The organism is Bacillus cereus group sp. BfR-BA-01347, from assembly GCF_022663835.1.
Lineage (GTDB): Bacteria > Bacillota > Bacilli > Bacillales > Bacillaceae_G > Bacillus_A > Bacillus_A thuringiensis_K.
This window is the reverse complement of record NZ_JAKUGG010000002.1, coordinates 350998-376363: the sequence shown is the minus strand read 5'-3', so window position 1 is coordinate 376363 and position 25366 is coordinate 350998. Positions and strand designations below refer to the sequence as shown.

The window sequence follows — 25366 nt, the reverse complement described above, 5'->3', positions numbered from 1 at the left end:
CGATGCGTAAATTTTCTCACGTATTTTCATTTTATTTTAGGGAAGCATTTTTATCTAAAAAATCATTAATTACGAGTGCGATTTTATTTTTAGTTGTGTTTGGGATTTTTGCATTTAATCATTTTACTTCAGGCGATGATAAAAATAAGGATAAAGATAAAATTGCAGTTGTAGTAGAGAGTTCCACATATAAAGTTCAAAAGGATGAGCTAAATAAGCTATTGCCATCAGCAAAAATAACAATTGGTTCAAAGGATGATTTTGATAAACTGCATAAGCAAGTAGAAGAAGGTGATTTAGATGGTCTATTCCATGTGACGGAAAAGGGTGGGGCTCCATCGATTACATATATGTATAATGGATTTCCAAGCCAAGCAACTTCTGCAATTATGGCAGGATATTTAAAGCAACAATATACGATGGTGACGATTGCCAAAAATAATGTTTCACCAGAAATTGCACAGCAATTACAAACAGAAATTCAAGTAAAGCAAGAAGCGATAAAAGATCGTACATCTTCTTTCGGAATTGCCTATTTCTTTACATTTGCTTTATATATGTTTATTGTAGCGTTCGGAAATACAATCGCAATGAATATTGCATCTGAAAAGGCGTCACGTGTAATGGAAGTAATGCTTCCGAAAGTGAAGCCTCTTACGATGATGTATGCGAAAATTTTAGCGGTTGTTTCAACGGCGTTATTGCAACTTGTCATATTGGCGTGTGGTTATCTTATTCCATATTTGTTAGGTTGGGTCGATTTAGAAAGTGCCTCACTATTTGGTATTCCAATTGACTTTACGAAATTAGATGCAAAGGTTATCAGCATGTTTCTTGTTTATTTCATTACGGGATATTTACTTTATGCGATGATGTATGCTGCTGCTGGAGCTGTTGTGTCTAAGACGGAGGATTTACAAGCTGTATCTTTCCCGGTAATGATTTTAATTATGGCTGCATTCTTTATTAGTATTAAATCATTAAGTGATCCGAATAGTACTATCGTTGTTGTAAGTTCTTACGTTCCATTTTTTACACCGATGGTTACCTTCTCACGTATTGTAGCTGGTGAAGCAGGTATGCTAGAAATTACGATAACATTAGCAGTCTTATTGGCGACAATTGCGGTATTAAATGCTGTTACAAGCCGCATTTACGTAAACGGGGTAATGAATTACTCAGATAAAGTGAAATTTAAAGATTTAGCGAAATTTATAAAGCGTCAATAATGAGAGAAAAGCATGATTTCCTATTGAAATCATGCTTTTTCTTTATGTATAAATTAAAAATAGTATATAATAATAAGAGTCGTCTTTTAATAGAATGAATAAAAAGGAGGGTGTGCAGATGGGGATTAGTAGTCGTTTTACAGTAGGTGTTCATATGCTGACATTACTTGCGATAGATCGAAACTCTCGCTGTACCTCTGAATGGATTGCCGGTAGTGTGAATACAAATCCAGTTGTGATTCGTCGCATTACAGGAATGTTGAAGAGAGCAGGACTTGTTGATGTACAAGCTGGTAAAGGTGGTACGACACTTGCTCGAGATTTAGAAGAAATTACATTACTTGATGTATATAAAGCAGTGGAAGTTGTAGAAGAAGGACAGCTATTTTCCTTCCATGAAAATCCCAACATTGAATGTCCAGTAGGAGCTAATATTCAATCAGTATTAGAAATTATTTTAATGCAAGCGCAAGAAGCGATGGAAAACGTACTTGCAAATGTAACGGTAGATCAATTAGTTACAAATTTAAAGTCTAAAATGAAAGAATAAAAAAAGCGAGCTTCCTCATAATGAGGGCTCGCCTTTTTTTATTCAGAAATATTGAAAATTCTATTTTTCAGTATTTAAAATGAATTTACCTACGATAGCTGCGAAGATACCACCAAGAATTGGTGCTACGATGAATACCCATAGTTGAGAAAGTGCTTCTCCACCAACAAATAAAGCTGGTGCGATACTACGAGCTGGGTTAACAGATGTTCCAGTTAACGGAATTCCTAATAAGTGAATTAAAACTAATGTGAAACCAATTACTAGTCCAGCTAAAGAAGAACTTCCTTTTTTACCTGTTACAGCAACGATAACTAAAATAAATACGAAAGTCAAAATGAACTCAACTAAAAATGCTCCAGATAAACCAAGAGTTCCGAAACCATTTTGTCCTAAATTATCTAAAGGTGTTTTAGCAGATTTTAAAATTGTTACTAACGTTGCAGTTCCTAATAAACCACCTAAAATTTGAGCTAATACATAATAACAAAGTTCCATAGCGTTCATTCGTTTGTTGATGAACATAGCTACTGATACTGCTGGGTTAATGTGACATCCAGAAATTGTTCCGATGCTATATGCCATAGCTACAATAGATAGACCGAAAGCCATAGCGATTCCTAATGTTCCAATTCCTTCAATTCCGCCGCCAGTGACAGCTACTCCAGTTCCGAATAATACAAGTACAAATGTACCAATAAATTCAGCGATTGCTTTTTTTAACATAATTTACCTCCTATTAATGCGCATGAAACGTATTATAACATAAGTTTTAGTATAAGCAGCCAATGAAATACTATTCTGATAAGGCGAAATAGGGGGACAATAAAAAAGAGTATGGTTCATCTCTATAGAACCATACCCTTTTTTTATGCCGATTTTTTCTGTTTAACGACTGGAACAGAACGGTTTAAAATACTATTTGCAACCATTCCTAACATGATAATAATCATTCCGATGAGAGAAAGTCCTCCAGGGAGTGAACCATTTAAGAAAATGATTTCTCCAAGTACGGTAAAGACCATCGTTCCAGCTTGTGTTGCTTCAACAGCTCCAAGTAGAGCGAGGTTATCTTTTGCTAAGTCAGTAGCAAAGAAAAATGTCATCGTTGCAATAACGCCGGAACATAATGCTAACAAAAATCCTTGAAGCATTTGGTTGGATGTTGGAATGCCAGTAGTAGAAAATCCGTATATACCAAGCAAGATTGTTATAGGAAGACTTCCAATTGCCATTCCTAATACACGTTGGAACGTATCAAGGCGTCCACCAACAAGCTCCATCATTTTTCGGTTACCGAACGGATATAAGAAAGCGGCTAATACGACAGGTAAAAAACCTGAAATGAACTGAGTCATTGTAATATGGCCTGCGGCAGTTGCTTGCATACAAATTACACCAAGTAAAATAAATAATGCAACATATAAGCTACGAAGTGGAATTTTTCCACGTACAAGTTTCGTACCTGATTTTGTTTCTATTTTCACGAAAAATAGTGGTGATAGTAGTAAACCAGCTAAAATCGTAACTTGCCAAGTTCCAGCAACGAGCCAAGCTGGAGAAAAGACAGCTGCAAAACTTAATAAAGAATAAAAACCAATACCGGCAACAGAACCCCATCCGATCCATGCCAATGGATGTTTTCTTAACTCTTCCCATAATCCCCTAAAGTTTTTGCGAAATAAAACGATAAGGAATAAAATAGGAAGAGCAAATAAAAAACGGAAGGAAGCTGTCCAAGCCCAGCTCGTTCCAGATACATTCATTGCTCTATTGATAATAAAGGTTGCAGAAAAAAAGGCCGATGATAAAAGGCCTAATAAAATTGCGCGCATGAAGTATAGCACTCCTTTCGAAAATAAATAATTATGTATATTATGATATACTTTTTGTGAATAAAAGTAAACTATTTTATACTTTAAGGTGGTTTTATATATGAAAGAAAATGAAGATATGCAAACGAAAGAAGTCATTCAACAAGTTGGACAGTTATTGAGACAAATTCGAAATGAACAGAAATTAAGTTTAGAAGAATTAGCTCATAAAACAGGAGTTAGTAAATTAACATTAGGAAAGATCGAAAGAGGGGAAACAAATCCGACGCTAGCTGTCATTTGGAAAATAACGAAAGGGTTATCAATTCCTTTATCCAGATTAATGGTTGTTGGAGAACCTGTAGCTGTTGCGCGCTGTGGAGAAGGATTTGCAGTAGATGAAGGACAAGCGTGGCATTTAGAAACGATGTTCCGTTATACGAAAGAAACAGGGATGGAAATGCACCGTGCTTGTTTACGATCAAATAGTATATATGAACCAGAAGCTCATCATGAAGGTGCGATTGAGCTTGTAACGGTAATGAAAGGGAAAGTGTCTATTCAAGTGGAGAATGATGTATACGAATTAAATGAGTTTGATTCCATTCAATTTGAAGCGAATAAGAAGCATATTTATAAAAATGAAGAAGAAGAAGTGGCAGTATTACATTTAACGATGAAATATTCTTCATGAAAAAATCACCTATAGGATTCTATAGGTGATTTGCTCTTCTTAAGTATGTGAAATGATGCCGTTAGTACGAACGTGGCATAAGTAATAAACAAATGAAATAAACTAAAAATCCTGTCCCAAAACATAAAACAGCAATAATCCAAATGATACGAATAAGAGTAGAGCTAATATCAAAATATTCTCCTAAACCACCACATATACCAAATAGCATTTTATCAGTTTCGGATTTACATAACTTTTTTGACATATTCCAATCAACTCCTTTTTATATCAAACTGCATACTTTTATTCTATATGGAAATTTATGAGAAGACTATGGGGGTGTATTACATTTTTTTGTGAGAAGCGATCGTATTAATTGTCTTAATTTTCAGTGGATATTAAACTTGTAGTTATGAGTTGATTTTTAATAAAGGGTGGGGAAATAGAGATGACAGTATATTGGTTGAATAACGTAATGCTTGAATCAGGATATACATATGAAGAAGAGAGAATTTCACAAACAGAAACAGAATTATGCAGTTTACTTATTGAAGATGGTCGAATTAAAAAAATTATAAAAGGGATTATTCAAGAGGAAGATATAGTAACTTTTGATGCTAAGCACTTATTAATGTTGCCAGCTTTCAAAGAGATGCATATTCACATTGATAAAACATATTATAGTGGCCCATGGAAAGCTTGTATGCCAGCAGAAAGTATTTTTACACGTTTTAATGAAGAAGAAAAAATTTTACCAAAGCAATTAGCGACTGCCCAAAATAGAGCGAAAAATATGCTAGAGTTACTACTGCAAAATGGTGCAACGAATATTAGAACGCATTGTAATGTCGATCCGATTATTGGGCTTGGTAATTTGGAGGCGACGTTAGCGGCATTAGAAACATATAAAAATCGAGTGTCTAGTAGAATTGTTGCGTTTCCGCAACATGGATTATTGCGCAGTGATTCTGTGCAACTCGTGAAAGATGCGATGCGTATGGGTGCTCATCTAGTTGGAGGGGTAGATCCAGCTACAGTGGATAATGACATTGAAAAGTCATTACATACAATTATGGATATCGCAGTAGAATTTAATGCGGATGTTGATATTCATTTGCACGATGCGAATAATCTTGGAACGTTTACGATGAAGAGATTGGCAAGTTTAACAGAAGAAGCAGGATGGCAAGGCCGTGTAACGATTAGTCATGCAATTGGACTTGGTGGTGTTACTGATAAAGAGGCTGAGGAAGTGGCAGAAAGACTCGCAAATGTAAATATTGATATTACTTCAACAGTGCCAATTGGTAAACAAGTAATCCCAATTCCGTTATTAGATAAAAAAGGTGTTAAGGTTTCATTAGGAAATGATAGCATTACAGATCACTGGTCACCGTTTGGGACAGGTGATATGCTTCAAAAGGCGAATCGATTAGCAGAGCGTTTTGGGTGGAGTGACGAAGGGTCTTTAGGAAAAGCACTCCGCTTTATTACAGGAGGAAAAGAAACGTTAAATAATGAAGGAAAGCGAGTATGGCCGAATGTAGGGGATGAAGCGAGCTTTGTTTTGACGAATGCGACATGCGCTGCTGAAGCAGTAGCGCGTCAAACAGAAAAACGTTTAGTCGTGTATAAAGGAAATATTGTTGTTGGAAGTTTAAATGAGGTGGAATTAAATAATCTTGTGTAGAAGAATCGTTTAAATATTTTGAGGAGGGTTCTAATGGTGAGTATAGAACTCTTCTTTTTTATTCTTACAATATATTTTTATAGGAAAGCTAGAAGGGATGAAAAAATTGGACAATCAACATAACCAAAATCATATTATGGGAACTTTGCAATGGTTTATATTTCTATTAGCAAATTCAATCGCACTACCAATTGTCGTTGGAGGATTATTTCATCTTACGACGGAAGAAATATTTTATTTAATGCAGCGTACGTTTTTTGTAGTTGGTATATCTTCTTTCTTACAAGGATGGATTGGGCATAGACTGCCAATTGCGGATGGACCAGCTGGATCTTGGGTTGGTGTATTTACAGTACTTGCTTATGCAACGGCCGGACAAGATCAATTGCATAGTACACTGCAAATTTTAGAGTTAGGAATGATAATCTCCGGTGTTATTTTAATAGGATTAGGAGTAACTGGTTTTATAGGACGTATTTTATTTTTATTTACGCCAGTTGTGACAGGGACGTTTTTACTTTTATTATGTTTACAATTAAGTGGTGTATTTTTAAAAGGAATGCTAGGAATTACAGCTACTATTTCTCAAATCGATGGATTTACAGCGATAATTGCGTTTAGTATATTTTTGTTCGTTATTATACTGTCTAATTTTGGAAAAGGTTTTGTCAAAAGTTATGCAGTTTTAATAGGATTAATTAGTGGGTGGATTATTTTTCTTATTGCAGGAAAATTGACAATCCCATCTCAAGTAACTCATTTTGTGCAACTTCCACATATATTTGCTTGGGGACTTCCAAAGTGGAATATAGGTATGGCTGTATCAAGTTTCGTTATGGTATGTATTTTAGTTTCGAATACGGTGGCAGCTATTATAGCAATTAATCAAGCAACTATTCATAAAGCGACTATTGAACAAAAACAGTTGAAAGATGGAACATGGGTTGGGGGGATTTCACATATCATCTCTTCTGTATTTTCAACTGTAGGTGTCGTACCATTACCAGCAACGGCAGGATTTATACGTTTAACAAAACAAAAGTATATACGATCGTTCTTAATGGCATGTGCGTTACTAGTCGTAATGTCTCTTTTTCCAAGTATTATTCGTTACTTGGCATCTTTACCATCTGCTGTCGCATCGGCTGTTTTAATGGCTTCGTTCGTACAGTTAATTGGAATTGGATTTAATAATATAAAACAAGTGCCGATGAGTGAAAGGAATGTAACGATTTTAGGCGTTGCAGTATTATTTGGCAGCGGCGTTATGTTTTTACCGTCTGGAGCACTCCAATCCTTGCCGTCTGTTATGCAATATATATTTGGTAATGGTTTATTTGTAGGTACGGTTGTAAGTATATTGCTAGAACAAATATGGCGTGTTGGAAAGTGAGTGGATAAAAAGAGTGTACGCACTGTATAAAAGTCTAAAATAACATGTGAAATAAAGCCCATTTTCATTCACCACCTGCACATTTCGTTCATACAATATCTTGACTAAATAAACACCCAACTTACACATACACAGCTCTGGCTTAAGCAAGGAGGGTTATACCAGTTGAAGGAAAAAGCGTATCAATCTAAACCTTTACTCACAAAGAGAGAGAGAGAAGTATTTGAATTGCTGGTTCAAGATAAAACAACGAAGGAAATTGCAGGTGAACTTTTTATAAGTGAAAAGACAGTTCGCAACCACATCTCAAACGCAATGCAAAAGCTAGGGGTTAAAGGACGTTCACAAGCAGTTGTTGAGCTTCTTCGCATGGGAGAGCTCGAACTATAAGAAAGCAGCCGACTTTTATATAAAAGTCGGCTATTTTTTTGTTTATATTTTGAACTTAAAAAAGGTATCTCAGACTGTGAGGGGGAAGATATGTTTAAGAAAGAAATGTTAAAAATAACTATTTTAAAATATGATGAGGTATCCTTGTCATTCATGGATAAGAAGGTGCAAATATGAAGTTGTATTTTAAGGATATGGAGATAGGTGAAATTAAAGATGTTTTTGGAGATATGCCATGGATGTATGGAACAATTCGTCTATACGAGAATAGTAAAACGTTCCAAAAATATTTTCGTGAGATGGTAGACGAAGATAGTGCATTTGATTTTGAAAGCATAGACCCTGAATTTTTACATGAAGAAAATTGGTCTATTTTTGATGAGGATGATCAGCGGTATTTAAGGATTGATATACCTGCTATTCATATGGAGGATACAACAATTGCGTGGCGTTGGAGATAAAAGCTATACAGTTGTGAACATCTTCGTACGAAAGAATTCAAACGATAACAATAAGCTGAATTTTATACAAAAGGTCAGCTTATTGTTATCGTTTTTTTCGCTTGCTATATGAATGATAAGAACACTCCATACATAAATAGGTAGTAAGGAGGGGATATGTTGAAAAGGATATTGTTAGTTTCAACAAGCGCTCATGATATGAATGGACACCCGACTGGTTTGTGGTTGGAAGAGCTCGCAGCTCCTTATAATTTGTTTAAAAAAGCTAAGTTCGATGTTGATATTGTGTCGATACAGGGTGGTAGAGTACCGATTGATAGAGTGTCTATTCCGAACGGGATACCTCGTGAGTTTAAGCATGTTGCATCTTTGTTGCAAAATACGAATCCGATCTCAACGGTTCATTTTTCGGATTATGATGCGGTTTTATTTGGTGGTGGGCACGGGGCGATTGTAGATTTTGCGGGTAATCCGTATGTTGCAAATTTGATTGAAAATATGTACAACAATAACCGGATTGTGGCGGCTGTTTGTCACGGAGTAAGTTCTTTAGTCGGTGTGAAAAATAAAGATGGTTCGTTTTTTGTTGCCGGTAAGCGTATAACAGGTTATACAAATGATGAGGAAAAAGCTGTGCATTTAGAAAAGCGAGTGCCGTTTTTATTAGAAAGTAAATTGAAAGAAGAAGGGGCTTTGTTTTATGTGGCTCCAAATTTCACGCCGCATGTTGTAGTAGATGGGCGTTTAATTACAGGGCAAAACCCGCAGTCTAGTATGGAAATAGGGAAAGCTATAAGGAGAGCTGTAAATAAAGTATAGAAAAAATGCTCGTTACTTATAAAGGTAGCGGGCATTTTTCTATAGTATAAATGACCCCTTAAACTAAAAAGATATATTGAGTATAGTGACTTCATTTATAATTAATTGTGAATTTGCTATACTATCTTGTATGGACAAAAGGGGAGGCTCTTTTAATGAGAAAAGTTGCATGTGCAAACACTTATATTAATAAAATAAAGCCCGTTATTAGAAAAACGAGTTTTAGTCAATTGAAAATAGATGAAATTGCGAAGTATATGGATATTAGTAAAGCTACTTTATATAAACGTTTTTCTTCAAAAGATGAGATTATTGAAGCTGTGGTAGAAGATTTTATGAACTACCTTCTTGAAGGAGATGCGGATAATCAAGATGAAAGTATGTCTTTTACAGAACGTTTCCAAAAGACGTTTATTCACTCTTTAAAATGTGTGACGTATATTTCAGATGTCTTTTTACAAGATTTGAAAGAGGCATATCCGCACTTATCTGATCAGTTAGTCGCCGCGCAACAAAATCGTAATCATAATTTGCAAATGTTTTTTGAAGCTGGTATGGAACAAGGTTACTTTAATAAAATGAACGCACAATTATTTATGGTGCAAGATGACGTGATGTTAAGACGTATTATAGATCATTCTTTTTGTATTCAGTACGATATTACGTTAAAGAAAGCGATACTTGATTTTTATCAACTAAAGAAGTATCAACTTTTTAAACCAGAGTATATAGAAGCAATTGATGATTCGGAAATTGAAAAAGAAGTTATTGCTATTTTGCAAATGATTTCGTAAAAAAGCAGGTTTTCCTATAGTAATGGAAAACCTGCTTTTTTATTACATGTTATTTTTTACGTATTGCAATACTAATTCAGCTACTGCACCACCTGAAGCTGGGTTTTGACCAGTGATAACACGATTATCTTCTACAGCGAAAGCTTCCCAAGGCTCTGCAGCTTTTTCGTAAAGTCCTCCATTTTTAATGAGTTCATCTTCTGTTAAAAATGGAACAAATTGATCTAATTCAGCTAGTTTTTCTTCTTCATTTGAAAATCCTGTTACTTTTTTACCGCTAATTAAACGTTCCCCATTACTTAATGTAATGTGAAATAAACCAGCAGCTCCGTGACAAACAGAGGAAACGATTCCTCCATTTTCATAAATGTTACGGCTAATCATTTGAAGTTCTTTATTTTCTGGGAAGTCCCAAATCACACCGTGACCACCTGCGTAATAAATAACAGCATAGTCTTCTGGATTCACCTCACTCGGTTTCATTGTAGAACCGAGACGATTCATAAATTCTTTCTTTTGATACCATTCCCAATCGATGCTCTCCGCCATTGCTAAACTATGCGGGTCAATCGGTGTATAACCACCTTGTGGGCTAACATAATCTACTTCGTAACCAGCTTCTTCAACTTTTTTAACGAAATGGACAGCTTCACCAAGCCAAAGACCAGTAGCTCGATTTAAATTTGGATATTTTTCTACGCTCGTTAATACAACTAACATTTTTTTCTTCATCATAATCCTCCTGTAATGTTTCTTCTATATAAAAATTTATTATTTTATTAAGTTAGAAATTGCAAATTTGAATAACCATGTCAGCCCTCTTTATATCGGATTCGAAATTAGTGTATAACAATTTTTGAACAAAGTAAACTAAAAATACTAAATTAGTTTACTTTGTATATTTTTCGTTGACAAACTGTAATGCTGAAACTATGATAGTTCCATGAATATCGAACAACATACATGTTGCGTTTCGGATCCAGTTTGTCGCGCGATAAATATATACATTTGATGAAGTTGTTTAGTAGCGATAGAGGCGCTGAATAACTTTATTTTTCATTTTTATTTACAGTTACTATAATCAGGAGAGGTGTTACACATGGGAAAAGATATAAGTAACCATTCAAAATGGTTTGTTTTCACATTATGTTTTATCGTTTTATTAGGACCGATGAATGCGGTTTTATTTAATGTTGCGTTAGAGGATATGGCTTATGATTTATCCATTAGTCAATCGAAAGTAAGTTGGGTTGTAGTAGGTTATTCCTTATTTGTCGGTGTTGGTTCGATAATATATGGGAAGCTTGCTGATCGTTATAGTGTAAAAAAACTATTGATTATTTCAATTATCATATTTGTAGCTGGGTCCATTATTGGATTTGTAAATCAATCTTATGCGATTGTCATTTTTGCAAGATTAGTGCAGGCGAGTGGGGGCGCGGCGTTTATTGCGCTTAGTATGATTGCGGTAGCAAAATTAGTCGCTCCTGCTAAGAAGCCTGGTGCTTTAGCGATGATTAGTTCTTCTATTGCATTAGCGGTTGGTATTGGTCCTTTAGTTGGTGGGGCTATTACAAATACACTAGGGTGGCCATATTTATTTTTATTTATGGTTATTTCAGTATTGGGGATTTTCTTGCTTATAAAATTTATGCCAGAAGAAGCGCGTCATACGGATGAAGCGTTTCATTTTGATTACATTGGAGCGGCGTTACTATTTGTATTTATTACGACTGTTTTGTTAGGTGTTAATATGAATAGTTGGCTATTTGTGTTATCGATAATTTCCTTATTTTTATTCACGGTTCGTATGAAGAAAGCGGAGCATCCATTTATCGATATTGAGTTATTTTCGAACAAAGCATTTCTTCGTTTAATAACAGTCGGATTTATAATTAATGTGGCGTTATGTGCTAGTTTATTATTATTGCCATTGCTGTTAGGAAGAGAGCATGGATTGTCTCCATTCGTTATCGGAATTGCATTGTTTGTTGCATCACTCTTTGGTATTGTATCTAGTTTTATTACCGGGAAGATTGTCCCTTCGTTTGGAAATGTGAACATGATTTATGTAGCGTCTGTCCTTATGATTGTTGGCTTTTTAATTTTAGGGCTTATTCCGAATGGGAACTTAATAGTTATTTTAGTAGCGATTATTTTAACGTTTATGAGTTATTCTGCCATTCAAGTATCATTGAACACATTTATACCGAAAACATTACATGTAGCTAAAGTTGGAGTCGGTCTTGGTTTATACAATTTAATTAACTTCTTCGGTATGGCATTTGGACCAGCTGTAGCGAGCAAAATTATGGAATCCACAAATAGTTATCGTTTTAATTTTATGTTAATCGTCATTTTAATTGCTGCTCATTTCTTCTTATTAATGGGAATGTCTTCTTTTCAAAAAAAGATGGAGCAATGAATATGCACTTTATATAGAAGAAACCGACTTTCTTATAGAAGGTCGGTTATTTTTCTATCTTGCAAATTACGAAAAAAAGGAGCAAAATAAAAAAGGTCCTAGTCTATACATGGGCAAATGAAAATTTTCATACAGAAGCATTTGAAGTGAGCGAACTTAAAGTGTGTAAAATATAATGATAAACATAAAAGATGATGAATGAGAAAACGGGTGATGAAGTTGAATAGAGCAATCGGTGTTATCGATTCAGGAGTTGGCGGTTTAACAGTAGCGAAGGAATTAATTCGTCAGTTGCCGAAAGAGCGTATCATATATTTAGGAGATACAGCACGTTGTCCTTATGGTCCACGTTCTCGAGAAGAAGTACGTCAATTTACATGGGAAATGACGGAGCATTTACTAGATTTAAATATTAAAATGTTAGTTATTGCGTGTAATACAGCAACTGCAGTTGTATTAGAAGAGATGCAAAAACAATTACCAATTCCAGTAGTAGGAGTTATTCACCCAGGATCACGTACAGCTTTAAAAGTGACAAACACGTATCACGTTGGGATTATTGGAACGATTGGAACGGTGAAAAGTGGTGCATACGAAGAGGCGTTAAAGTCTATTAATAACCGTGTTATGGTAGAAAGTTTAGCTTGTCCACCTTTCGTTGAACTTGTAGAGAGTGGGAATTTCGAAAGTGAAATGGCGTATGAAGTTGTAAGAGAAACGCTGCAACCACTGAAAAGTACCGATATTGATACACTTATATTAGGGTGTACACATTATCCGATTTTAGGACCTGTTATTAAAAAAGTAATGGGAGATAAAGTGCAACTAATTAGTTCTGGTGATGAAACAGCACGTGAAGTAAGTACAATCTTATATCATAGTAAAATGTTGAATGAAGGAGAAGAACAAAGCGATCATCTCTTCTTAACAACAGGAAAAATAGACTTGTTTAAAGAAATTGCATCAAAATGGTTCGGTCAACCGATTGAAAATGTGAAGCATATTCATTTAGAAAAAGAATAATAGTAGAATTCATATAAGTGAGCTCCTGAGAAATCAGGAGTTTTTTGTTTATCCCGCTATTTTCCGCGCAGTAAGACCTCCACCTCAAAATTCAGTGGAAGAAAAGAAGTTATGTGGGGATGAACAAAACCCCCATTGATTAAAGTTTCACTATATAAGAGGCACGGTTTGTTCTAAAATGTGAAACAGCTCGTATACATAATAGTACAAACTTAGATTTTAGGGGGGAATGGCATGCCTAAATCCACTTTTAAATGGGTTGTTGGTGCTACTGTGAGCGCTGTTTTACTAACAGGGTGTGGCTTTATAAATCAGGAGAAAGCAACTGAACAAATTGATCCGCCAAAACAAGTTACGTATACAGAGGGTGGGAAGAAAGAAGTAGCTAAAAAAGATAAGCAAGGGCAAATGGTAAATAGAGAACTATACCTTGTTGATAAAAATGGTTATGTTGTACCACAAACGTTAGCTATACCTACTCCGAAAGCAAATGAGACTGTGAAGCAAACGTTAGAATACCTTGTGAAAGATGGACCGGTAACAAATTTATTACCGAATGGATTTCGTGCAGTCATTCCGGCGAATACAACGATGACCTTAGATTTGAAAAAGGACGGGACGGCAGTTATTGATTTCTCTAAAGAAATGAAAAATTATGCGAAAGAAGAAGAGCGTCAAATCGTTGAATCTATAGCGTGGACGTTGACGCAATTTACAGAGATAAAACAAGTGCAGTTCCAAATAAATGGTGAGAAATTGGCGAAGATGCCTGTTGGGGGTACACCGCTTGGTGAAGGAGTGAGCCGTGCAAATGGTATTAACTTCGATGATGAACAAGTAGCAGATGTAACGAATACAAAACCAGTCACATTGTATTTCATGGCGCAAAATAATAATAAACAGCAATACTACGTACCAGTCACACGTCGCGTTGCGGAAGGTAAAGAAAATGACTATGCAGCAATTATAGATGAGCTTGTAAAAGGTCCGATTCATCAATCGCTCCTGAATGATTTTAATCCAGGCGTTAAGCTTATTACGAATCCGAAATTACAAGACGGAAATCTTACATTAAACTTTAATGAAAATATATTTGTAAACCCAGATAAAAATATGATTTCAAATTACGTACTGAAGTCGTTAGTTTTATCTTTAACAGAAAAGAAAGGTGTGAAAAATATTTCTATTGAAGTGAATGGAAAAGCAAATCTTATAGATGAAAAGGGTGGAAAGTTAATAAAACCTGTAGATCGTCCAGAAAACGTGAATACAGGTAGTTTTTAATCTTGAATAATTTGATATACTTGTAAGAAAGGAGAATTGCTTTTTGGGTTCTCCTTCTTTTATTGTATACATATCATACATTTAAATTTGGCTATACTAACGAGTAGTAATTAAGAGGAGGTTATTTTTATGCGAGTAGATGGTAGAGAGAAAACAGAATTACGCCATATACATATTCATACGAATTATTTAAAACATCCAGAGGGATCTGTATTAATTGAAGTTGGGGATACAAAGGTGATTTGCTCAGCAACAATTGAAGAGCGTGTCCCGCCGTTTATGCGTGGAGAAGGAAAAGGATGGGTAACAGCTGAATACGCGATGATTCCGCGTGCAACAGAACAACGTACGATTAGGGAGTCAAGTAAAGGGAAAGTAACAGGACGTACAATGGAAATCCAGCGTTTAATTGGACGAGCATTACGTGCGGTAGTTGACTTAGAAGCACTTGGTGAAAGAACGGTTTGGATTGATTGTGATGTTATTCAAGCGGATGGTGGAACGAGAACTGCTTCTATTACAGGTGCATATGTAGCAATGGTATTAGCGTTTGAAAAGCTATTACAAGCAGAAAAAGTATCTAAAATTCCAGTAAAAGATTATTTAGCAGCAACGTCAGTAGGAATTGTTGAAGAACAAGGTGTTGTTTTAGATTTAAACTATGCAGAAGATTCTAAAGCAGACGTTGATATGAACGTGATTATGACTGGAAAAGGTCAGTTTGTTGAAGTGCAAGGAACTGGAGAAGAAGCGACGTTTAGCAGAGCACAGTTAAATGAATTACTTGATGCTGCAGAACAGGGCATTTTCCAACTGATTGATATGCAAAAAGAAGCGTTAGGCGACATCGTATCTCATATAGAGTAGAGGTGGAAAGTATGAAACAAGTTGTTGTAGCGACAAAAAATATGGGGAAAGTACGTGAATTTGCTGAGTTATTTGAGCGATTTGATTTAGAAGTAAAATCATTACACGATTTTCCTCATATTGATGAAGTTGAAGAAACTGGTGAAACATTTGAAGAAAATGCAATTTTAAAAGCGGATAGTTTGAGCAAACAGCTGAATGCAATCGTAATTGCGGATGATTCAGGTCTTATTGTAGATGCTTTAAACGGAAAACCAGGCGTGTATTCAGCTCGTTTTGCTGGTGAACCAAAAAATGATCAAGCAAATATCGATAAAGTGTTACAAGAATTAAATGGCATTGACTTTGAAAAGCGTAAAGCTCGTTTCTATTGTGCATTAGCAGTTGCTTTCCCTGAAGGTGATAAAAAGCCTGTCATTGTAAATGGGACATGTGAAGGATTTATTTTAGAACAACGCCGCGGAGAAAATGGTTTTGGATACGATCCGATCTTTTATGTGGAAGAATACAAAAAGGCAATGGCGGAATTAAGTTCAGATGAGAAAAATGCTATTAGCCACCGTGGTCGTGCTCTTCGTAAGTTAGAAGAAAAAATCCCAGAATGGTTTTTAGAAGAATAAGGGAGAGAGAGCGATGAAAGCTTTAATCGTAAGCGATAGTCATAGCTCTGTGAAGGAATTACAGCAGTTGAAAGAGAAATATGAAGGGAAAGTAGATATCATGATTCATTGCGGTGATTCAGAGCTAACACCTGCTCATGAAGAACTGCAAGGTTTCCATGTTGTAAAAGGAAACTGTGATTATGCTAACTTTCAAGATGAAATTGTAACTGATGTAAATGGAATTCGCTTCTTAGTTGTGCATGGACATCGCCATAATGTGAAAATGACATTACAAACGCTAGCGTACCATGCTGAAGAAGTAGGAGCGCAAGTTGCATGCTTCGGACATTCTCACGTATTAGGTGCGGAATTAATCGACGGCGTTTTATTTATTAATCCAGGCAGTATTTTATTACCACGTCAGCGTGTAGAAAAGACATTTGCTTTATTAGAAATGGATGAAAATCAAATGGAAGTTCGTTTTGAAACATTAGACGGACAACTAGTTGAACAAGCAGTTTTTAAAAGAGGATAAGAAAATTTATCCTCTTTTAAAAAAGGTGTTGACTTTATGTATGGTTATACATATAATAAATATTGTCGATAGGGCAACGGCGCTAACGAAGAAAAGAAAATAACATATGCGGGTGTAGTTTAGTGGTAAAACAAGAGCCTTCCAAGCTCTGGTCGAGAGTTCGATTCTCTTCACCCGCTCCATGTCCCAGTAGCTCAGCCGGATAGAGCATACGCCTTCTAAGCGTACGGTCGGGAGTTCGAATCTCTCCTGGGACGCTAAAAAAACCTTGTTATCAAAAGATAACAAGGTTTTTTGTTTGTCTAAAATTTGATGTTTGGGTTATAGGTGTAGTTCATTCTTGATATTTGCGACCTTTCCTTTGATATTAAGCAGTTGCATATGTACTTCTTTTTCTTAAATAAAAAGAGCGCCATTTATGCGCCCTATTCCTCTTATTTAATTTAAAGAATCAATAGGTTTATGATGGAACTCAAATCCATATCCAGATTCTCTTAATTGTTTACTTACAATATTATAAAACTCTTTACCATTCTAGTACGATTGAGCAGCAGTTATCGGAACTTATTCCCGGTAGTGTGTTACAATTAATAGAAGCGGAAAACGAGAATCTCCAATTGACTGGACCTGTGATTGGTTAGATGGTTTAAGAAGGTCGTATAAAAAAGGGAGATGGCGCAAAGATGGCGAGATCAAATGAGAATGATTTAACGGAGAAATTGGCGGAAGGTCACCGGAAATATGGTGATGGCAATTTTACAGTACAGAACATCGGTGATGAAACTAACCCGAATTGGACTGTCGTAAAAAATGTGAGGAAGGGATCGGCAGGCATTCGCGAAGGAGAAGATATATTAAGACTGCGATCAAAATATATAAAATAGTACGGAAATGGGCGGAGCGGGAGTTCGAATCTCTCCTGGGACGCTAAGAAAACCTTGTTATCTTTTTGATAACAAGGTTTTTTGTTTGTTTTAAATTAGTTGTTAATAAACTTGTCAAAGACAAAACCATAATCTTTCACATTATATTGTTTCTTCGTATCAACAAGCCAGTTAAAGGCGATCTCGTTCATCTCTTTAAATTGCTCTGCTAAGTTTACTTGTGCGTTTGAAATACGGCTGAAAGCGTTAGATGCCATATCTAAACTTTTATGTGCATATTTTAATGTAATGTCGTTGTCGTATGAAATTTCTTCAATTTTAAGTAAAGCCTTATATAAATCTTTTAATTCTTCAATATGTTTTTTATGAACATCAATTGAGTAATGCTCATCTCCCATTTGAAACTTAATTTCTATATCTAAATCAATCGTTCCTGCAGTTTCAAGTGCTACGTTTTTAATTTGATATTTACTATAGCTATAGCGGCGCAGTGTGCGTTTTTTACTTGTTGCGCTTGTACCATCTAGGTGGAGTAATCCTTTGTTTGTGAAGCAATATTCATCTGATTTGGATTTAATTAGAAAATAAATTTTCTCTCCATCTTCGTGCATCACGTAATCATCAGCATCAACTTTATCGTAATCTTTCGGTGTAATGACAGAACCTACATCGCTTAACCCTAAAACATCAGCAGCTACTTTTTTGAACATATATAATCCCCCTTGTAAATTAAATTCTTAATTGTACAAAAATATATTAACATGATTTTAACAAAGAGTTTTCTTTTAATGAGAAAATATTGGGAGGTAAGTTAAGAAAAGGAACGAATGTTATTATAAAATATGTAAAAAGGTGTGAGAAAAAGTGTACCATCATACAAGAACAAAAGGAGATTTAGCTGTTTTAAAGGCACAAGTTGATTTGTATGAAAAAGGATACATGATTTTAATGCCGCAAACAGAGCATTCGCCGTTTGATCTTGTAGTATATAAAGACGTGAGATTTAAAAGGGTACAAGTGAAATATAGAGAATTGAATGCAAGAGGGATACTAGAAGTTAGATTCCGATCTAGTTATTCTACGACAAGCGGAGTCACTACAAAAGAAGTGAATAAAGAAGAGATAGATGTGTATTGTGTATACTGTCCTCAAACAGATCTTTGTTATTATTTCAATCCAAAATTATTTAGTAAATCTATTAGTTTAAGAGTGGATTCTCCGAAAAATAACCAAGAGAAAAAAGTTAATTTTGCAAGTGATTATAGAGAAACTCCGTGAAAGCACCTCAAGCGATATGAGGTGTTTTTCAATCCTCTTTTGAAATCTTACAATTCTGTAAGGTAACTGTAAGGTAGTTCGATGGTAACAAATTGCTAATCCTCTATAATGAAGATAACAACGATAAAACGAGGAGGAAGAAATGATGAAAGGATTAGTTGTAACGGGCTTGACGGTTGCTTTTGGATTTGTAGCGTATGAGAAATTAACGTATGTAGTTGATGTTGTGAAACATTTGATTGCTTAGAGAAAACAGCCATGAGAGGGAAAGGGAATGAGTGAATGAATGGAATGGTTATTTGGAATTATAGGTACTTGTAGTGTAGTGTTATTGTTCTTTGTCCCAAGTGGTATACTTAGTTCGACAACAAGTTTGTTCTTCTTAAGTTTGTTTGCTTGTACGATGCTTATTATTATGTTTTTAATGAAGCGAAGTAAACCAATCTTCTATTTTAGCATGATTGTTATGGCAATTATTGTTCTCCAAATTATTACCCTTGTAATATACCCCACAATTATAAAAGCTTTCCATTAATGATAAATCCTCTGCGTTTGTTGCTGGGGATTTTTATTTGTACAATTTTAATTTTTAGTAGAGATTTATTTGTATTGGAATGTAAAAATTAAATATTTTTATATTTCAAACAAATAGTTTTGGGATGTTGTGTTCTCATTACGCATTTGATATATTTACTTTGAACATAATTAAAATCAAGAAAAAGAGGCGGACGTATGGATAAAAAAGAAAATACGGTCGTATTGTTTCCACAACTATCAGAGCGCTATATTGATGAAGGTTTTTTAGCGCTGAAAGAGCGGAAATTCGAAGATGCATTGCGCTGCTTTGAAATATTACGTCAGTATAATGCGGAAACGGAACAAACGGAATTAGCTTCAGTTATTTGTTTACTCGAATTAAAACGTATGGAAGAAGCGAAAGACAAATGTGAACAGTTGCTTAAAACAGGAGTTGTCTTATTTGGTGATATTCTTGAAACGTACGTGACTATTTTAGTTCAAACAAATGATTATGAAGGTGTTATTGAAACTGTTGAAAAGGTTTTACAAACGAAAGATATAATGCCTGATCAAAAGGAAAAATTAGCGCAGCTTGCTTTATTTGCAGAAGGTATGCTAAATGAAGGAGACGCATCGCTAGTGGATTCGAATTTTGAATTGGATGAGTTTACTAATGAAATTTTTGGAGAAAACTTTGGACAGAAGCTAAGAGCGATTCAGCGACTTTCTTTAAAAGACTTAGATCTTGCATTACCTGTTTTAAAGAAATTTTTAATAGACGAAGAGCAACACCCCTATTTGAAAACTTCTATTTTGTATAAAATGATAGAAAGTCAGGTAGAAGAGGAAATAGAGGTAGAAAAGTTTGGGAATACGATTAAGGTAATTCCAGCATTTACAGGTCATAATGAGGAGCAATCCAATAACATTATACATAAATTATCAAGTCGATTAGAGCAAAATTATCCCGATATATTTGAAGCGATGGTTACATATTGGAAAGAATTGCAAATTAGCGTTTTCCCATTCGCTCTATTAATGGATAAAGAGGAGATTTGGTCAGCTGTTTTAGAGAGAATTGGAAGAAAGCGTTTCGGATTGGCTATTGATGAAGAAGAGCTTATGGCAGCATACAATATCGAATTGGAAGAGTTTCATATTGCCTATCAATGGTTATTACGTGTTGAAAGAGAAGGATATTTGCCCGTATAATTATGAAAAAGAATCGTTCAGTTCTTGAAACGAGCATATTCTATGTTATAATGTAAGGGTTGCAAAAGGCAGAAAACTGCCTGTTTGTAAGAGAAGAGAAGTGTAATTCTCTTACTTAATATGTTTCATATTATTCTCGAACAAAATATACCGTAGTTGTCTTCTGGGCAATTAGTAGATTGGAACATTATATCTGAAAGCTTTTGCTAGAGGATTATTTGTGTATTTGTTATTTCAAAAAAGAGATAATGAAGATCTTAATCTATAGAGGTATGTGCATACATTATTATAGTTGGAGGGAAAGAATAAATGTCTACAAAATGGGAAAAATTAGAAGGTAACGTTGGCGTTTTAACAATCGAAGTTGATGCTAAAGAAGTAAACAACTCTATCGACGCTGCGTTCAAAAAAGTAGTAAAAACAATTAACGTACCAGGTTTCCGTAAAGGAAAAATGCCTCGTCCATTATTCGAACAACGCTTTGGTATTGAATCTTTATACCAAGATGCTTTAGATATCATTTTACCAAAAGCATACGGTGAAGCGATTGAAGAAGCTGGTATCTTCCCAGTTGATCATCCTGAAATCGACATCGAGAAGTTCGAAAAAAATGCTAACCTTATCTTCACTGCAAAAGTTACAGTGAAACCTGAAGTTAAATTAGGTGAGTACAAAGGTTTAGCAGTAGAAAAAGTTGAAACAACTGTAACTGACGAAGATGTAGAGAACGAATTAAAATCTTTACAAGAGCGTCAAGCTGAGCTAGTTGTTAAAGAAGAAGGAACTGTTGAAAACGGTGATACAGCTGTAATCGACTTCGAAGGTTTCGTTGATGGCGAAGCATTTGAAGGCGGAAAAGGCGAAAACTACTCTCTAGCAATCGGTTCTGGTACATTCATCCCAGGTTTCGAAGAGCAAGTAATCGGTCTTAAATCTGGTGAGTCTAAAGACGTTGAAGTATCATTCCCAGAAGAGTACCATGCTGCTGAATTAGCTGGCAAACCAGCAACATTCAAAGTAACAATTCACGAAATCAAAACAAAAGAACTTCCTGAGTTAAACGACGAGTTCGCTAAAGAAGCAGACGAAGCGGTTGCAACTCTTGATGAATTAAAAGCAAAACTTCGCACAAACTTAGAAGAAGGCAAAAAGCACGAAGCTGAGCACAAAGTACGTGACGAAGTAGTAGAATTAGCTGCTGCTAACGCTGAAATCGAAATTCCAGAAGCTATGATCAACACTGAGTTAGATCGTATGGTTCGTGAATTCGAGCAACGTTTAAGCCAACAAGGTATGAACCTTGAGCTTTACTACCAATTCACAGGTACTGATGCTGACAAATTAAAAGAGCAAATGAAAGAAGATGCACAAAAACGTGTAAGAATCAATCTTGTTCTTGAAGCTATCATTGAAGCTGAAAACATCGAAGTTACTGAAGAAGAAGTAACTGCAGAAGTTGAAAAAATGGCTGAAATGTACGGTATGCCAGTAGACGCTATCAAGCAAGCTCTTGGAAGCGTAGACGCTTTAGCTGAAGATCTTAAAGTGCGTAAAGCTGTAGACTTCTTAGTAGAAAACGCTGCATAATAAAATAACAAGGCACGATTAAAATCGTGCCTTGTTTTATAAATATAGAAATATATTTATAAAACTTTTCGATGGAGAAGGAAAAGTTCCTTTACAAGTCGAATATACATATTTCAAAAGTTTTAAAAATTTTTTATTTGTACATAACTAGTCATATTATTTGTATTTCTCGCCACGTAGTGACATAATATGTATTTACATACGATACATTTATCGTGTACATACGAAGGCAAGAGGTTAGCACTTTGTAAGGGGTGTGAAAATATGTTTAAATTTAATGATGAAAAAGGGCAATTAAAATGTTCTTTCTGTGGTAAAACACAAACGCAAGTTCGAAAGTTAGTGGCAGGTCCAGGTGTTTACATTTGTGACGAGTGTATCGAACTTTGTACTGAAATTGTACAAGAGGAGCTTGCGAAGGACGAAGAAGTAGAATTCAAAGATGTACCGAAACCGGTAGAAATTCGTGAAATCTTAGATGAGTATGTCATCGGGCAAGATAGCGCGAAAAAAGCACTAGCAGTAGCGGTATATAACCATTACAAACGCATTAATTCTAACAGCAAAATTGATGATGTAGAATTAGCGAAGAGTAATATCGCACTTATCGGGCCAACAGGTAGTGGTAAAACATTACTTGCACAAACGTTAGCGCGTATTCTAAATGTTCCATTTGCAATCGCGGACGCAACATCTTTAACAGAAGCTGGATATGTTGGGGAAGATGTAGAAAATATCTTACTAAAATTAATTCAAGCAGCTGATTATGATGTAGAGAAAGCGGAAAAAGGAATCATTTATATTGATGAGATTGATAAAGTGGCACGTAAGTCCGAAAATCCATCAATTACACGTGATGTATCTGGTGAAGGTGTGCAGCAGGCACTTCTGAAAATTTTAGAAGGTACTGTAGCAAGCGTTCCACCTCAAGGTGGTCGTAAGCATCCGCACCAAGAGTTTATTCAAATTGATACAACGAACATCTTATTCATTTGTGGTGGAGCGTTTGATGGCATTGAGCCGATTATTAAACGTCGCCTTGGTGAAAAAGTAATTGGATTTGGTTCTGAGAAGAAAAATGCTGATGTAAATGAGAAGCATGTTTTATCTCACGTATTACCAGAGGATCTTTTAAGATTTGGTTTAATTCCAGAGTTTATCGGTCGTCTTCCAGTTATTGCGAACCTAGAGCCACTTGATGAAGATGCTCTTGTTGATATTTTAACGAAACCGAAAAATGCACTTGTTAAGCAATTCCAAAAACTATTGGAGCTTGACGATGTTGAGTTAGAGTTTGAAGAAGGTGCACTAATCGAAATTGCGAAAAAAGCAATTGAACGTAAAACGGGTGCTCGTGGACTTCGTTCTATTATTGAAGGCTTAATGCTTGATGTAATGTTCGAACTTCCATCTCGTAAAGATATCGAGAAGTGTATTCTTACAAAAGAAACAGTAGCTGATAATGAGCCGCCAAAATTGGTGTTACAAGACGGTACTGTACTTGATACAAAAACATCTGCATAATGCGAAAGGGAAACAGCAATTTTTATAATTGCTGTTTTTCTTTATGTTTAGCTACGTTCCTCCGCGGAAATACTAAGAGATAAAATATTGCGGGAGGAAATAAATAATGAGCTGGACAAATATATTTTTAGTTGTTCAACTTGTTTTTGGTGTAATTGTCGGATTGTATTTCTGGCATTTACTTCGAAATCAACGAACACAAAAAGTTTCAATTGATCGAGAATCGAAAAAAGAATTAGAACAGCTTCGTAAAATGCGTGAGATTTCTTTAACAGAGCCGCTAGCAGAAAAGGTGCGTCCTACAACCTTTTTAGATATTGTAGGGCAAGAGGACGGGATTAAGTCGTTAAAAGCGGCTCTTTGTGGTCCGAATCCGCAACATGTAATCATATATGGCCCGCCAGGTGTTGGGAAAACAGCGGCAGCACGTCTTGTATTAGAAGAAGCGAAACGAAATCCTAAATCTCCATTTCGTACGAATGCAACATTTATTGAACTTGATGCGACAACAGCTCGGTTTGATGAACGTGGTATCGCAGACCCTTTAATTGGTTCGGTGCATGATCCGATTTATCAAGGTGCTGGGGCGATGGGGCAAGCAGGTATTCCGCAACCGAAAAAAGGTGCTGTAACAGATGCACATGGTGGTATTTTGTTTATTGATGAGATTGGCGAGCTCCATCCGATTCAAATGAACAAAATGTTAAAGGTGTTAGAAGATCGAAAAGTATTTTTAGAAAGTGCGTACTATAGTGAAGAAAATACGATGATCCCAACATATATACATGATATTTTCCAAAAAGGCTTACCGGCAGATTTTCGTTTAGTTGGAGCAACGACACGTTCGCCAGAGGAAATTCCTCCTGCTATTCGGTCACGTTGCTTAGAAGTATTTTTCCGTGAATTAGATACGGAAGAAATTCAAAAAGTAGCGAAAAATGCCGCGGAAAAAGTGGAAATGCAAATAGGTGAAAATGGTATTGAAATGATTGGGATGTATGCAAGGAATGGACGAGAAGCGATTAATCTCGTGCAAATCTCTGCTGGTATGGCGATAAATGAAGAACGTTCTTTCATTAAGGATGAAGATATAGAGTGGGTTGTTCACTCGAGTCAGCTTACACCGAAATATGAAAAGCGCATTTATCCGATTCCAAGGATTGGTCTTGTAAATGGTCTTGCTGTATACGGACCAAATACAGGTGCGTTATTAGAAATTGAAGTAACAGCAATTCTGGCGAAAGATAAAGGATCGGTAAATGTTACCGGAATTGTGGAAGAAGAAAGTATTGGTAGTCAAACGAAATCGATTCGTCGTAAAAGTATGGCGAAAGGCTCTGTTGATAATGTATTAACAGTACTTCGTTCTTTAGATGTGTTGCCAGAAGGATATGATATACATATTAATTTTCCAGGTGGTATCCCAATTGATGGACCTTCTGCAGGAATCGCTATGGCAACAGGTGTATATTCTGCGGTGCACCGCACGTATGTAAATAATGAAGTAGCGATGACAGGGGAAATAAGTATACACGGAGAGGTAAAGCCTATTGGTGGCGTGTACGCAAAAATAAAAGCTGCGAAAAAAGCGGGAGCTAAGAAAGTCATTATTCCTGCTGAAAATATGCAACCATTTTTGTATACGATCAAGGGAATTGAAATTATTCCTGTTCGTAAGTTAAAAGAAGTATTTGAGTTAACGTTTATGCAAGAAAATATGCATAGAGAGCTAGATGTACATACTCACGTAGACGAAACAGATGCACAATCTATGTAAAAATAAACAATAATAAAATTTGCCAGACTTCGT

General features: G+C 35.6%; 27 protein-coding genes, 2 tRNA genes and 1 pseudogene. 24 read left to right on the top strand and 6 right to left on the bottom strand.

Features of this window, described 5'->3' with window-relative positions; all coding sequences use genetic code 11:
* The first annotated feature begins 2 nt into the window (after window positions 1–2).
* Entirely contained in the window at window positions 3–1229 is a 1227-nt protein-coding gene (locus MR143_RS05260) for an ABC transporter permease (RefSeq protein WP_001224980.1), read from the top strand.
* 118 nt (window positions 1230–1347) lie between these two features.
* The gene (locus MR143_RS05255) at window positions 1348–1779 is read left to right on the top strand and encodes an Rrf2 family transcriptional regulator (RefSeq protein WP_000512998.1); all 432 of its coding nucleotides are present in this window, start codon (window positions 1348–1350) and stop codon (window positions 1777–1779) included.
* 60 nt (window positions 1780–1839) lie between these two features.
* Here MR143_RS05255 and MR143_RS05250 read toward each other — a convergent pair whose 3' ends face one another.
* Entirely contained in the window at window positions 1840–2505 is a 666-nt protein-coding gene (locus MR143_RS05250; protein WP_000913213.1) for an aquaporin, read from the bottom strand.
* Window positions 2506–2648: 143 nt separating this feature from the next.
* Window positions 2649–3614 (bottom strand): DMT family transporter, encoded by a 966-nt coding sequence (locus MR143_RS05245; RefSeq protein ID WP_001201638.1) that lies wholly within the window; start codon window positions 3612–3614, stop codon window positions 2649–2651.
* 100 nt (window positions 3615–3714) lie between these two features.
* Between MR143_RS05245 and MR143_RS05240 the strand changes: the two genes are divergently transcribed.
* On the top strand, window positions 3715–4287 hold the full coding sequence (locus tag MR143_RS05240; RefSeq protein WP_000661924.1) for a helix-turn-helix domain-containing protein: 573 nt from the start codon (window positions 3715–3717) through the stop codon (window positions 4285–4287).
* Window positions 4288–4348: 61 nt separating this feature from the next.
* Here MR143_RS05240 and MR143_RS05235 read toward each other — a convergent pair whose 3' ends face one another.
* Window positions 4349–4534, bottom strand: a complete 186-nt coding sequence (locus tag MR143_RS05235; protein WP_000038409.1) for a PspC domain-containing protein — start codon at window positions 4532–4534, stop codon at window positions 4349–4351.
* Window positions 4535–4717: 183 nt separating this feature from the next.
* On the opposite strand from MR143_RS05235, the gene MR143_RS05230 reads away from it, so the two are divergent.
* The 6 genes from MR143_RS05230 (at window position 4718) to MR143_RS05205 (ending at window position 9816) form a co-directional block, all read left to right on the top strand.
* Complete coding sequence (locus tag MR143_RS05230) at window positions 4718–5959, top strand: amidohydrolase family protein (protein WP_000219553.1); 1242 nt, start codon at window positions 4718–4720, stop codon at window positions 5957–5959.
* A gap of 97 nt (window positions 5960–6056) precedes the next feature.
* Entirely contained in the window at window positions 6057–7352 is a 1296-nt protein-coding gene (locus MR143_RS05225; RefSeq protein WP_002164195.1) for a purine/pyrimidine permease, read from the top strand.
* A gap of 165 nt (window positions 7353–7517) precedes the next feature.
* Window positions 7518–7742: a spore germination transcription factor GerE gene (gene gerE / locus MR143_RS05220; protein ID WP_000659484.1), complete on the top strand. Its 225-nt coding sequence runs from the start codon at window positions 7518–7520 to the stop codon at window positions 7740–7742.
* A gap of 173 nt (window positions 7743–7915) precedes the next feature.
* A complete protein-coding gene (locus MR143_RS05215) occupies window positions 7916–8203 on the top strand; it encodes a hypothetical protein (protein WP_000780763.1) in 288 nt (95 codons plus the stop codon).
* Window positions 8204–8359: 156 nt separating this feature from the next.
* On the top strand, window positions 8360–9022 hold the full coding sequence (locus MR143_RS05210) for a type 1 glutamine amidotransferase domain-containing protein (RefSeq protein WP_002181056.1): 663 nt from the start codon (window positions 8360–8362) through the stop codon (window positions 9020–9022).
* A gap of 155 nt (window positions 9023–9177) precedes the next feature.
* Complete coding sequence (locus MR143_RS05205) at window positions 9178–9816, top strand: TetR/AcrR family transcriptional regulator (protein WP_001233028.1); 639 nt, start codon at window positions 9178–9180, stop codon at window positions 9814–9816.
* A gap of 42 nt (window positions 9817–9858) precedes the next feature.
* Here the strand turns inward: MR143_RS05205 and MR143_RS05200 are convergent, their stop codons facing one another.
* The gene (locus MR143_RS05200) at window positions 9859–10548 is read right to left on the bottom strand and encodes a type 1 glutamine amidotransferase domain-containing protein (protein WP_000728508.1); all 690 of its coding nucleotides are present in this window, start codon (window positions 10546–10548) and stop codon (window positions 9859–9861) included.
* A 367-nt stretch (window positions 10549–10915) separates the two neighbouring features.
* Between MR143_RS05200 and MR143_RS05195 the strand changes: the two genes are divergently transcribed.
* From MR143_RS05195 to MR143_RS05160, 8 genes are all read left to right on the top strand, one after another.
* Window positions 10916–12241, top strand: a complete 1326-nt coding sequence (locus MR143_RS05195; RefSeq protein WP_000513869.1) for an MFS transporter — start codon at window positions 10916–10918, stop codon at window positions 12239–12241.
* A 213-nt stretch (window positions 12242–12454) separates the two neighbouring features.
* Window positions 12455–13264, top strand: coding sequence for a glutamate racemase (racE, locus tag MR143_RS05190; protein WP_000774004.1), 810 nt, complete (start codon window positions 12455–12457; stop codon window positions 13262–13264).
* A 234-nt stretch (window positions 13265–13498) separates the two neighbouring features.
* On the top strand, window positions 13499–14548 hold the full coding sequence (gene gerM, locus MR143_RS05185; protein ID WP_001126746.1) for a spore germination protein GerM: 1050 nt from the start codon (window positions 13499–13501) through the stop codon (window positions 14546–14548).
* A gap of 129 nt (window positions 14549–14677) precedes the next feature.
* On the top strand, window positions 14678–15415 hold the full coding sequence (gene rph, locus MR143_RS05180; protein WP_001261765.1) for a ribonuclease PH: 738 nt from the start codon (window positions 14678–14680) through the stop codon (window positions 15413–15415).
* An 11-nt stretch (window positions 15416–15426) separates the two neighbouring features.
* Window positions 15427–16035 (top strand): XTP/dITP diphosphatase, encoded by a 609-nt coding sequence (locus MR143_RS05175; RefSeq protein WP_000815924.1) that lies wholly within the window; start codon window positions 15427–15429, stop codon window positions 16033–16035.
* Window positions 16036–16048: 13 nt separating this feature from the next.
* Window positions 16049–16552 carry a metallophosphoesterase gene (locus MR143_RS05170; RefSeq protein WP_000645501.1) on the top strand — a complete coding sequence of 168 codons (504 nt, stop codon included), beginning with the start codon at window positions 16049–16051 and terminating at the stop codon, window positions 16550–16552.
* Between the two features lie 108 nt (window positions 16553–16660).
* Window positions 16661–16734, top strand: a tRNA-Gly gene (locus tag MR143_RS05165).
* Window position 16735: 1 nt separating this feature from the next.
* Window positions 16736–16809: transfer RNA gene (locus MR143_RS05160), tRNA-Arg, on the top strand.
* Window positions 16810–16990: 181 nt separating this feature from the next.
* On the opposite strand, the pseudogene MR143_RS33680 reads toward MR143_RS05160, so the two are convergent.
* Window positions 16991–17083, bottom strand: a pseudogene (locus MR143_RS33680) (DUF6572 domain-containing protein); the annotation flags it as partial.
* Window positions 17084–17235: 152 nt separating this feature from the next.
* Here MR143_RS33680 and MR143_RS05155 point away from each other — a divergent pair.
* Window positions 17236–17436 (top strand): hypothetical protein, encoded by a 201-nt coding sequence (locus MR143_RS05155; RefSeq protein WP_000124460.1) that lies wholly within the window; start codon window positions 17236–17238, stop codon window positions 17434–17436.
* Window positions 17437–17531: 95 nt separating this feature from the next.
* On the opposite strand, the gene MR143_RS05150 is transcribed toward MR143_RS05155, so the two are convergent.
* On the bottom strand, window positions 17532–18146 hold the full coding sequence (locus MR143_RS05150) for a PH domain-containing protein (RefSeq protein WP_000475212.1): 615 nt from the start codon (window positions 18144–18146) through the stop codon (window positions 17532–17534).
* 154 nt (window positions 18147–18300) lie between these two features.
* Here MR143_RS05150 and MR143_RS05145 point away from each other — a divergent pair, with 154 nt between their 5' ends.
* The 6 genes from MR143_RS05145 to lonB all read left to right on the top strand — a co-directional run bounded on the left by MR143_RS05145 (window position 18301) and on the right by lonB (window position 25333).
* Complete coding sequence (locus MR143_RS05145; RefSeq protein ID WP_000274745.1) at window positions 18301–18714, top strand: group I intron-associated PD-(D/E)XK endonuclease; 414 nt, start codon at window positions 18301–18303, stop codon at window positions 18712–18714.
* A 286-nt stretch (window positions 18715–19000) separates the two neighbouring features.
* Window positions 19001–19249, top strand: a complete 249-nt coding sequence (locus MR143_RS05140) for a hypothetical protein (protein WP_001983650.1) — start codon at window positions 19001–19003, stop codon at window positions 19247–19249.
* Window positions 19250–19446: 197 nt separating this feature from the next.
* Window positions 19447–20445, top strand: a complete 999-nt coding sequence (locus tag MR143_RS05135) for a hypothetical protein (RefSeq protein WP_000358275.1) — start codon at window positions 19447–19449, stop codon at window positions 20443–20445.
* 309 nt (window positions 20446–20754) lie between these two features.
* Window positions 20755–22032: a trigger factor gene (tig, locus tag MR143_RS05130; protein WP_000105215.1), complete on the top strand. Its 1278-nt coding sequence runs from the start codon at window positions 20755–20757 to the stop codon at window positions 22030–22032.
* A 264-nt stretch (window positions 22033–22296) separates the two neighbouring features.
* Entirely contained in the window at window positions 22297–23556 is a 1260-nt protein-coding gene (clpX, locus tag MR143_RS05125; RefSeq protein ID WP_000472289.1) for an ATP-dependent protease ATP-binding subunit ClpX, read from the top strand.
* 106 nt (window positions 23557–23662) lie between these two features.
* Window positions 23663–25333: an ATP-dependent protease LonB gene (gene lonB, locus MR143_RS05120; protein WP_000119178.1), complete on the top strand. Its 1671-nt coding sequence runs from the start codon at window positions 23663–23665 to the stop codon at window positions 25331–25333.
* Window positions 25334–25366 lie beyond the last annotated feature (33 nt).

Excerpts from the sequence above, each read along its gene's own strand:
- MR143_RS05260 (WP_001224980.1), top strand. The coding sequence starts at position 3 with ATGCGTAAATTTTCTCACGTATTTTCATTTTATTTTAGGGAAGCATTT.
- MR143_RS05255 (WP_000512998.1), top strand. The coding sequence starts at position 1,348 with ATGGGGATTAGTAGTCGTTTTACAGTAGGTGTTCATATGCTGACATTA.
- MR143_RS05250 (WP_000913213.1), bottom strand. The coding sequence starts at position 2,505 with ATGTTAAAAAAAGCAATCGCTGAATTTATTGGTACATTTGTACTTGTA.
- MR143_RS05245 (WP_001201638.1), bottom strand. The coding sequence starts at position 3,614 with ATGCGCGCAATTTTATTAGGCCTTTTATCATCGGCCTTTTTTTCTGCA.
- MR143_RS05240 (WP_000661924.1), top strand. The coding sequence starts at position 3,715 with ATGAAAGAAAATGAAGATATGCAAACGAAAGAAGTCATTCAACAAGTT.
- MR143_RS05235 (WP_000038409.1), bottom strand. The coding sequence starts at position 4,534 with ATGTCAAAAAAGTTATGTAAATCCGAAACTGATAAAATGCTATTTGGT.
- MR143_RS05230 (WP_000219553.1), top strand. The coding sequence starts at position 4,718 with ATGACAGTATATTGGTTGAATAACGTAATGCTTGAATCAGGATATACA.
- MR143_RS05225 (WP_002164195.1), top strand. The coding sequence starts at position 6,057 with ATGAAAAAATTGGACAATCAACATAACCAAAATCATATTATGGGAACT.
- MR143_RS05215 (WP_000780763.1), top strand. The coding sequence starts at position 7,916 with ATGAAGTTGTATTTTAAGGATATGGAGATAGGTGAAATTAAAGATGTT.
- MR143_RS05210 (WP_002181056.1), top strand. The coding sequence starts at position 8,360 with ATGTTGAAAAGGATATTGTTAGTTTCAACAAGCGCTCATGATATGAAT.
- MR143_RS05205 (WP_001233028.1), top strand. The coding sequence starts at position 9,178 with ATGAGAAAAGTTGCATGTGCAAACACTTATATTAATAAAATAAAGCCC.
- MR143_RS05200 (WP_000728508.1), bottom strand. The coding sequence starts at position 10,548 with ATGAAGAAAAAAATGTTAGTTGTATTAACGAGCGTAGAAAAATATCCA.
- MR143_RS05195 (WP_000513869.1), top strand. The coding sequence starts at position 10,916 with ATGGGAAAAGATATAAGTAACCATTCAAAATGGTTTGTTTTCACATTA.
- racE (WP_000774004.1), top strand. The coding sequence starts at position 12,455 with ATGAAGTTGAATAGAGCAATCGGTGTTATCGATTCAGGAGTTGGCGGT.
- gerM (WP_001126746.1), top strand. The coding sequence starts at position 13,499 with ATGCCTAAATCCACTTTTAAATGGGTTGTTGGTGCTACTGTGAGCGCT.
- rph (WP_001261765.1), top strand. The coding sequence starts at position 14,678 with ATGCGAGTAGATGGTAGAGAGAAAACAGAATTACGCCATATACATATT.
- MR143_RS05175 (WP_000815924.1), top strand. The coding sequence starts at position 15,427 with ATGAAACAAGTTGTTGTAGCGACAAAAAATATGGGGAAAGTACGTGAA.
- MR143_RS05170 (WP_000645501.1), top strand. The coding sequence starts at position 16,049 with ATGAAAGCTTTAATCGTAAGCGATAGTCATAGCTCTGTGAAGGAATTA.
- MR143_RS05155 (WP_000124460.1), top strand. The coding sequence starts at position 17,236 with ATGGCGAGATCAAATGAGAATGATTTAACGGAGAAATTGGCGGAAGGT.
- MR143_RS05150 (WP_000475212.1), bottom strand. The coding sequence starts at position 18,146 with ATGTTCAAAAAAGTAGCTGCTGATGTTTTAGGGTTAAGCGATGTAGGT.
- MR143_RS05140 (WP_001983650.1), top strand. The coding sequence starts at position 19,001 with ATGGAATGGTTATTTGGAATTATAGGTACTTGTAGTGTAGTGTTATTG.
- MR143_RS05135 (WP_000358275.1), top strand. The coding sequence starts at position 19,447 with ATGGATAAAAAAGAAAATACGGTCGTATTGTTTCCACAACTATCAGAG.
- tig (WP_000105215.1), top strand. The coding sequence starts at position 20,755 with ATGTCTACAAAATGGGAAAAATTAGAAGGTAACGTTGGCGTTTTAACA.
- clpX (WP_000472289.1), top strand. The coding sequence starts at position 22,297 with ATGTTTAAATTTAATGATGAAAAAGGGCAATTAAAATGTTCTTTCTGT.
- lonB (WP_000119178.1), top strand. The coding sequence starts at position 23,663 with ATGAGCTGGACAAATATATTTTTAGTTGTTCAACTTGTTTTTGGTGTA.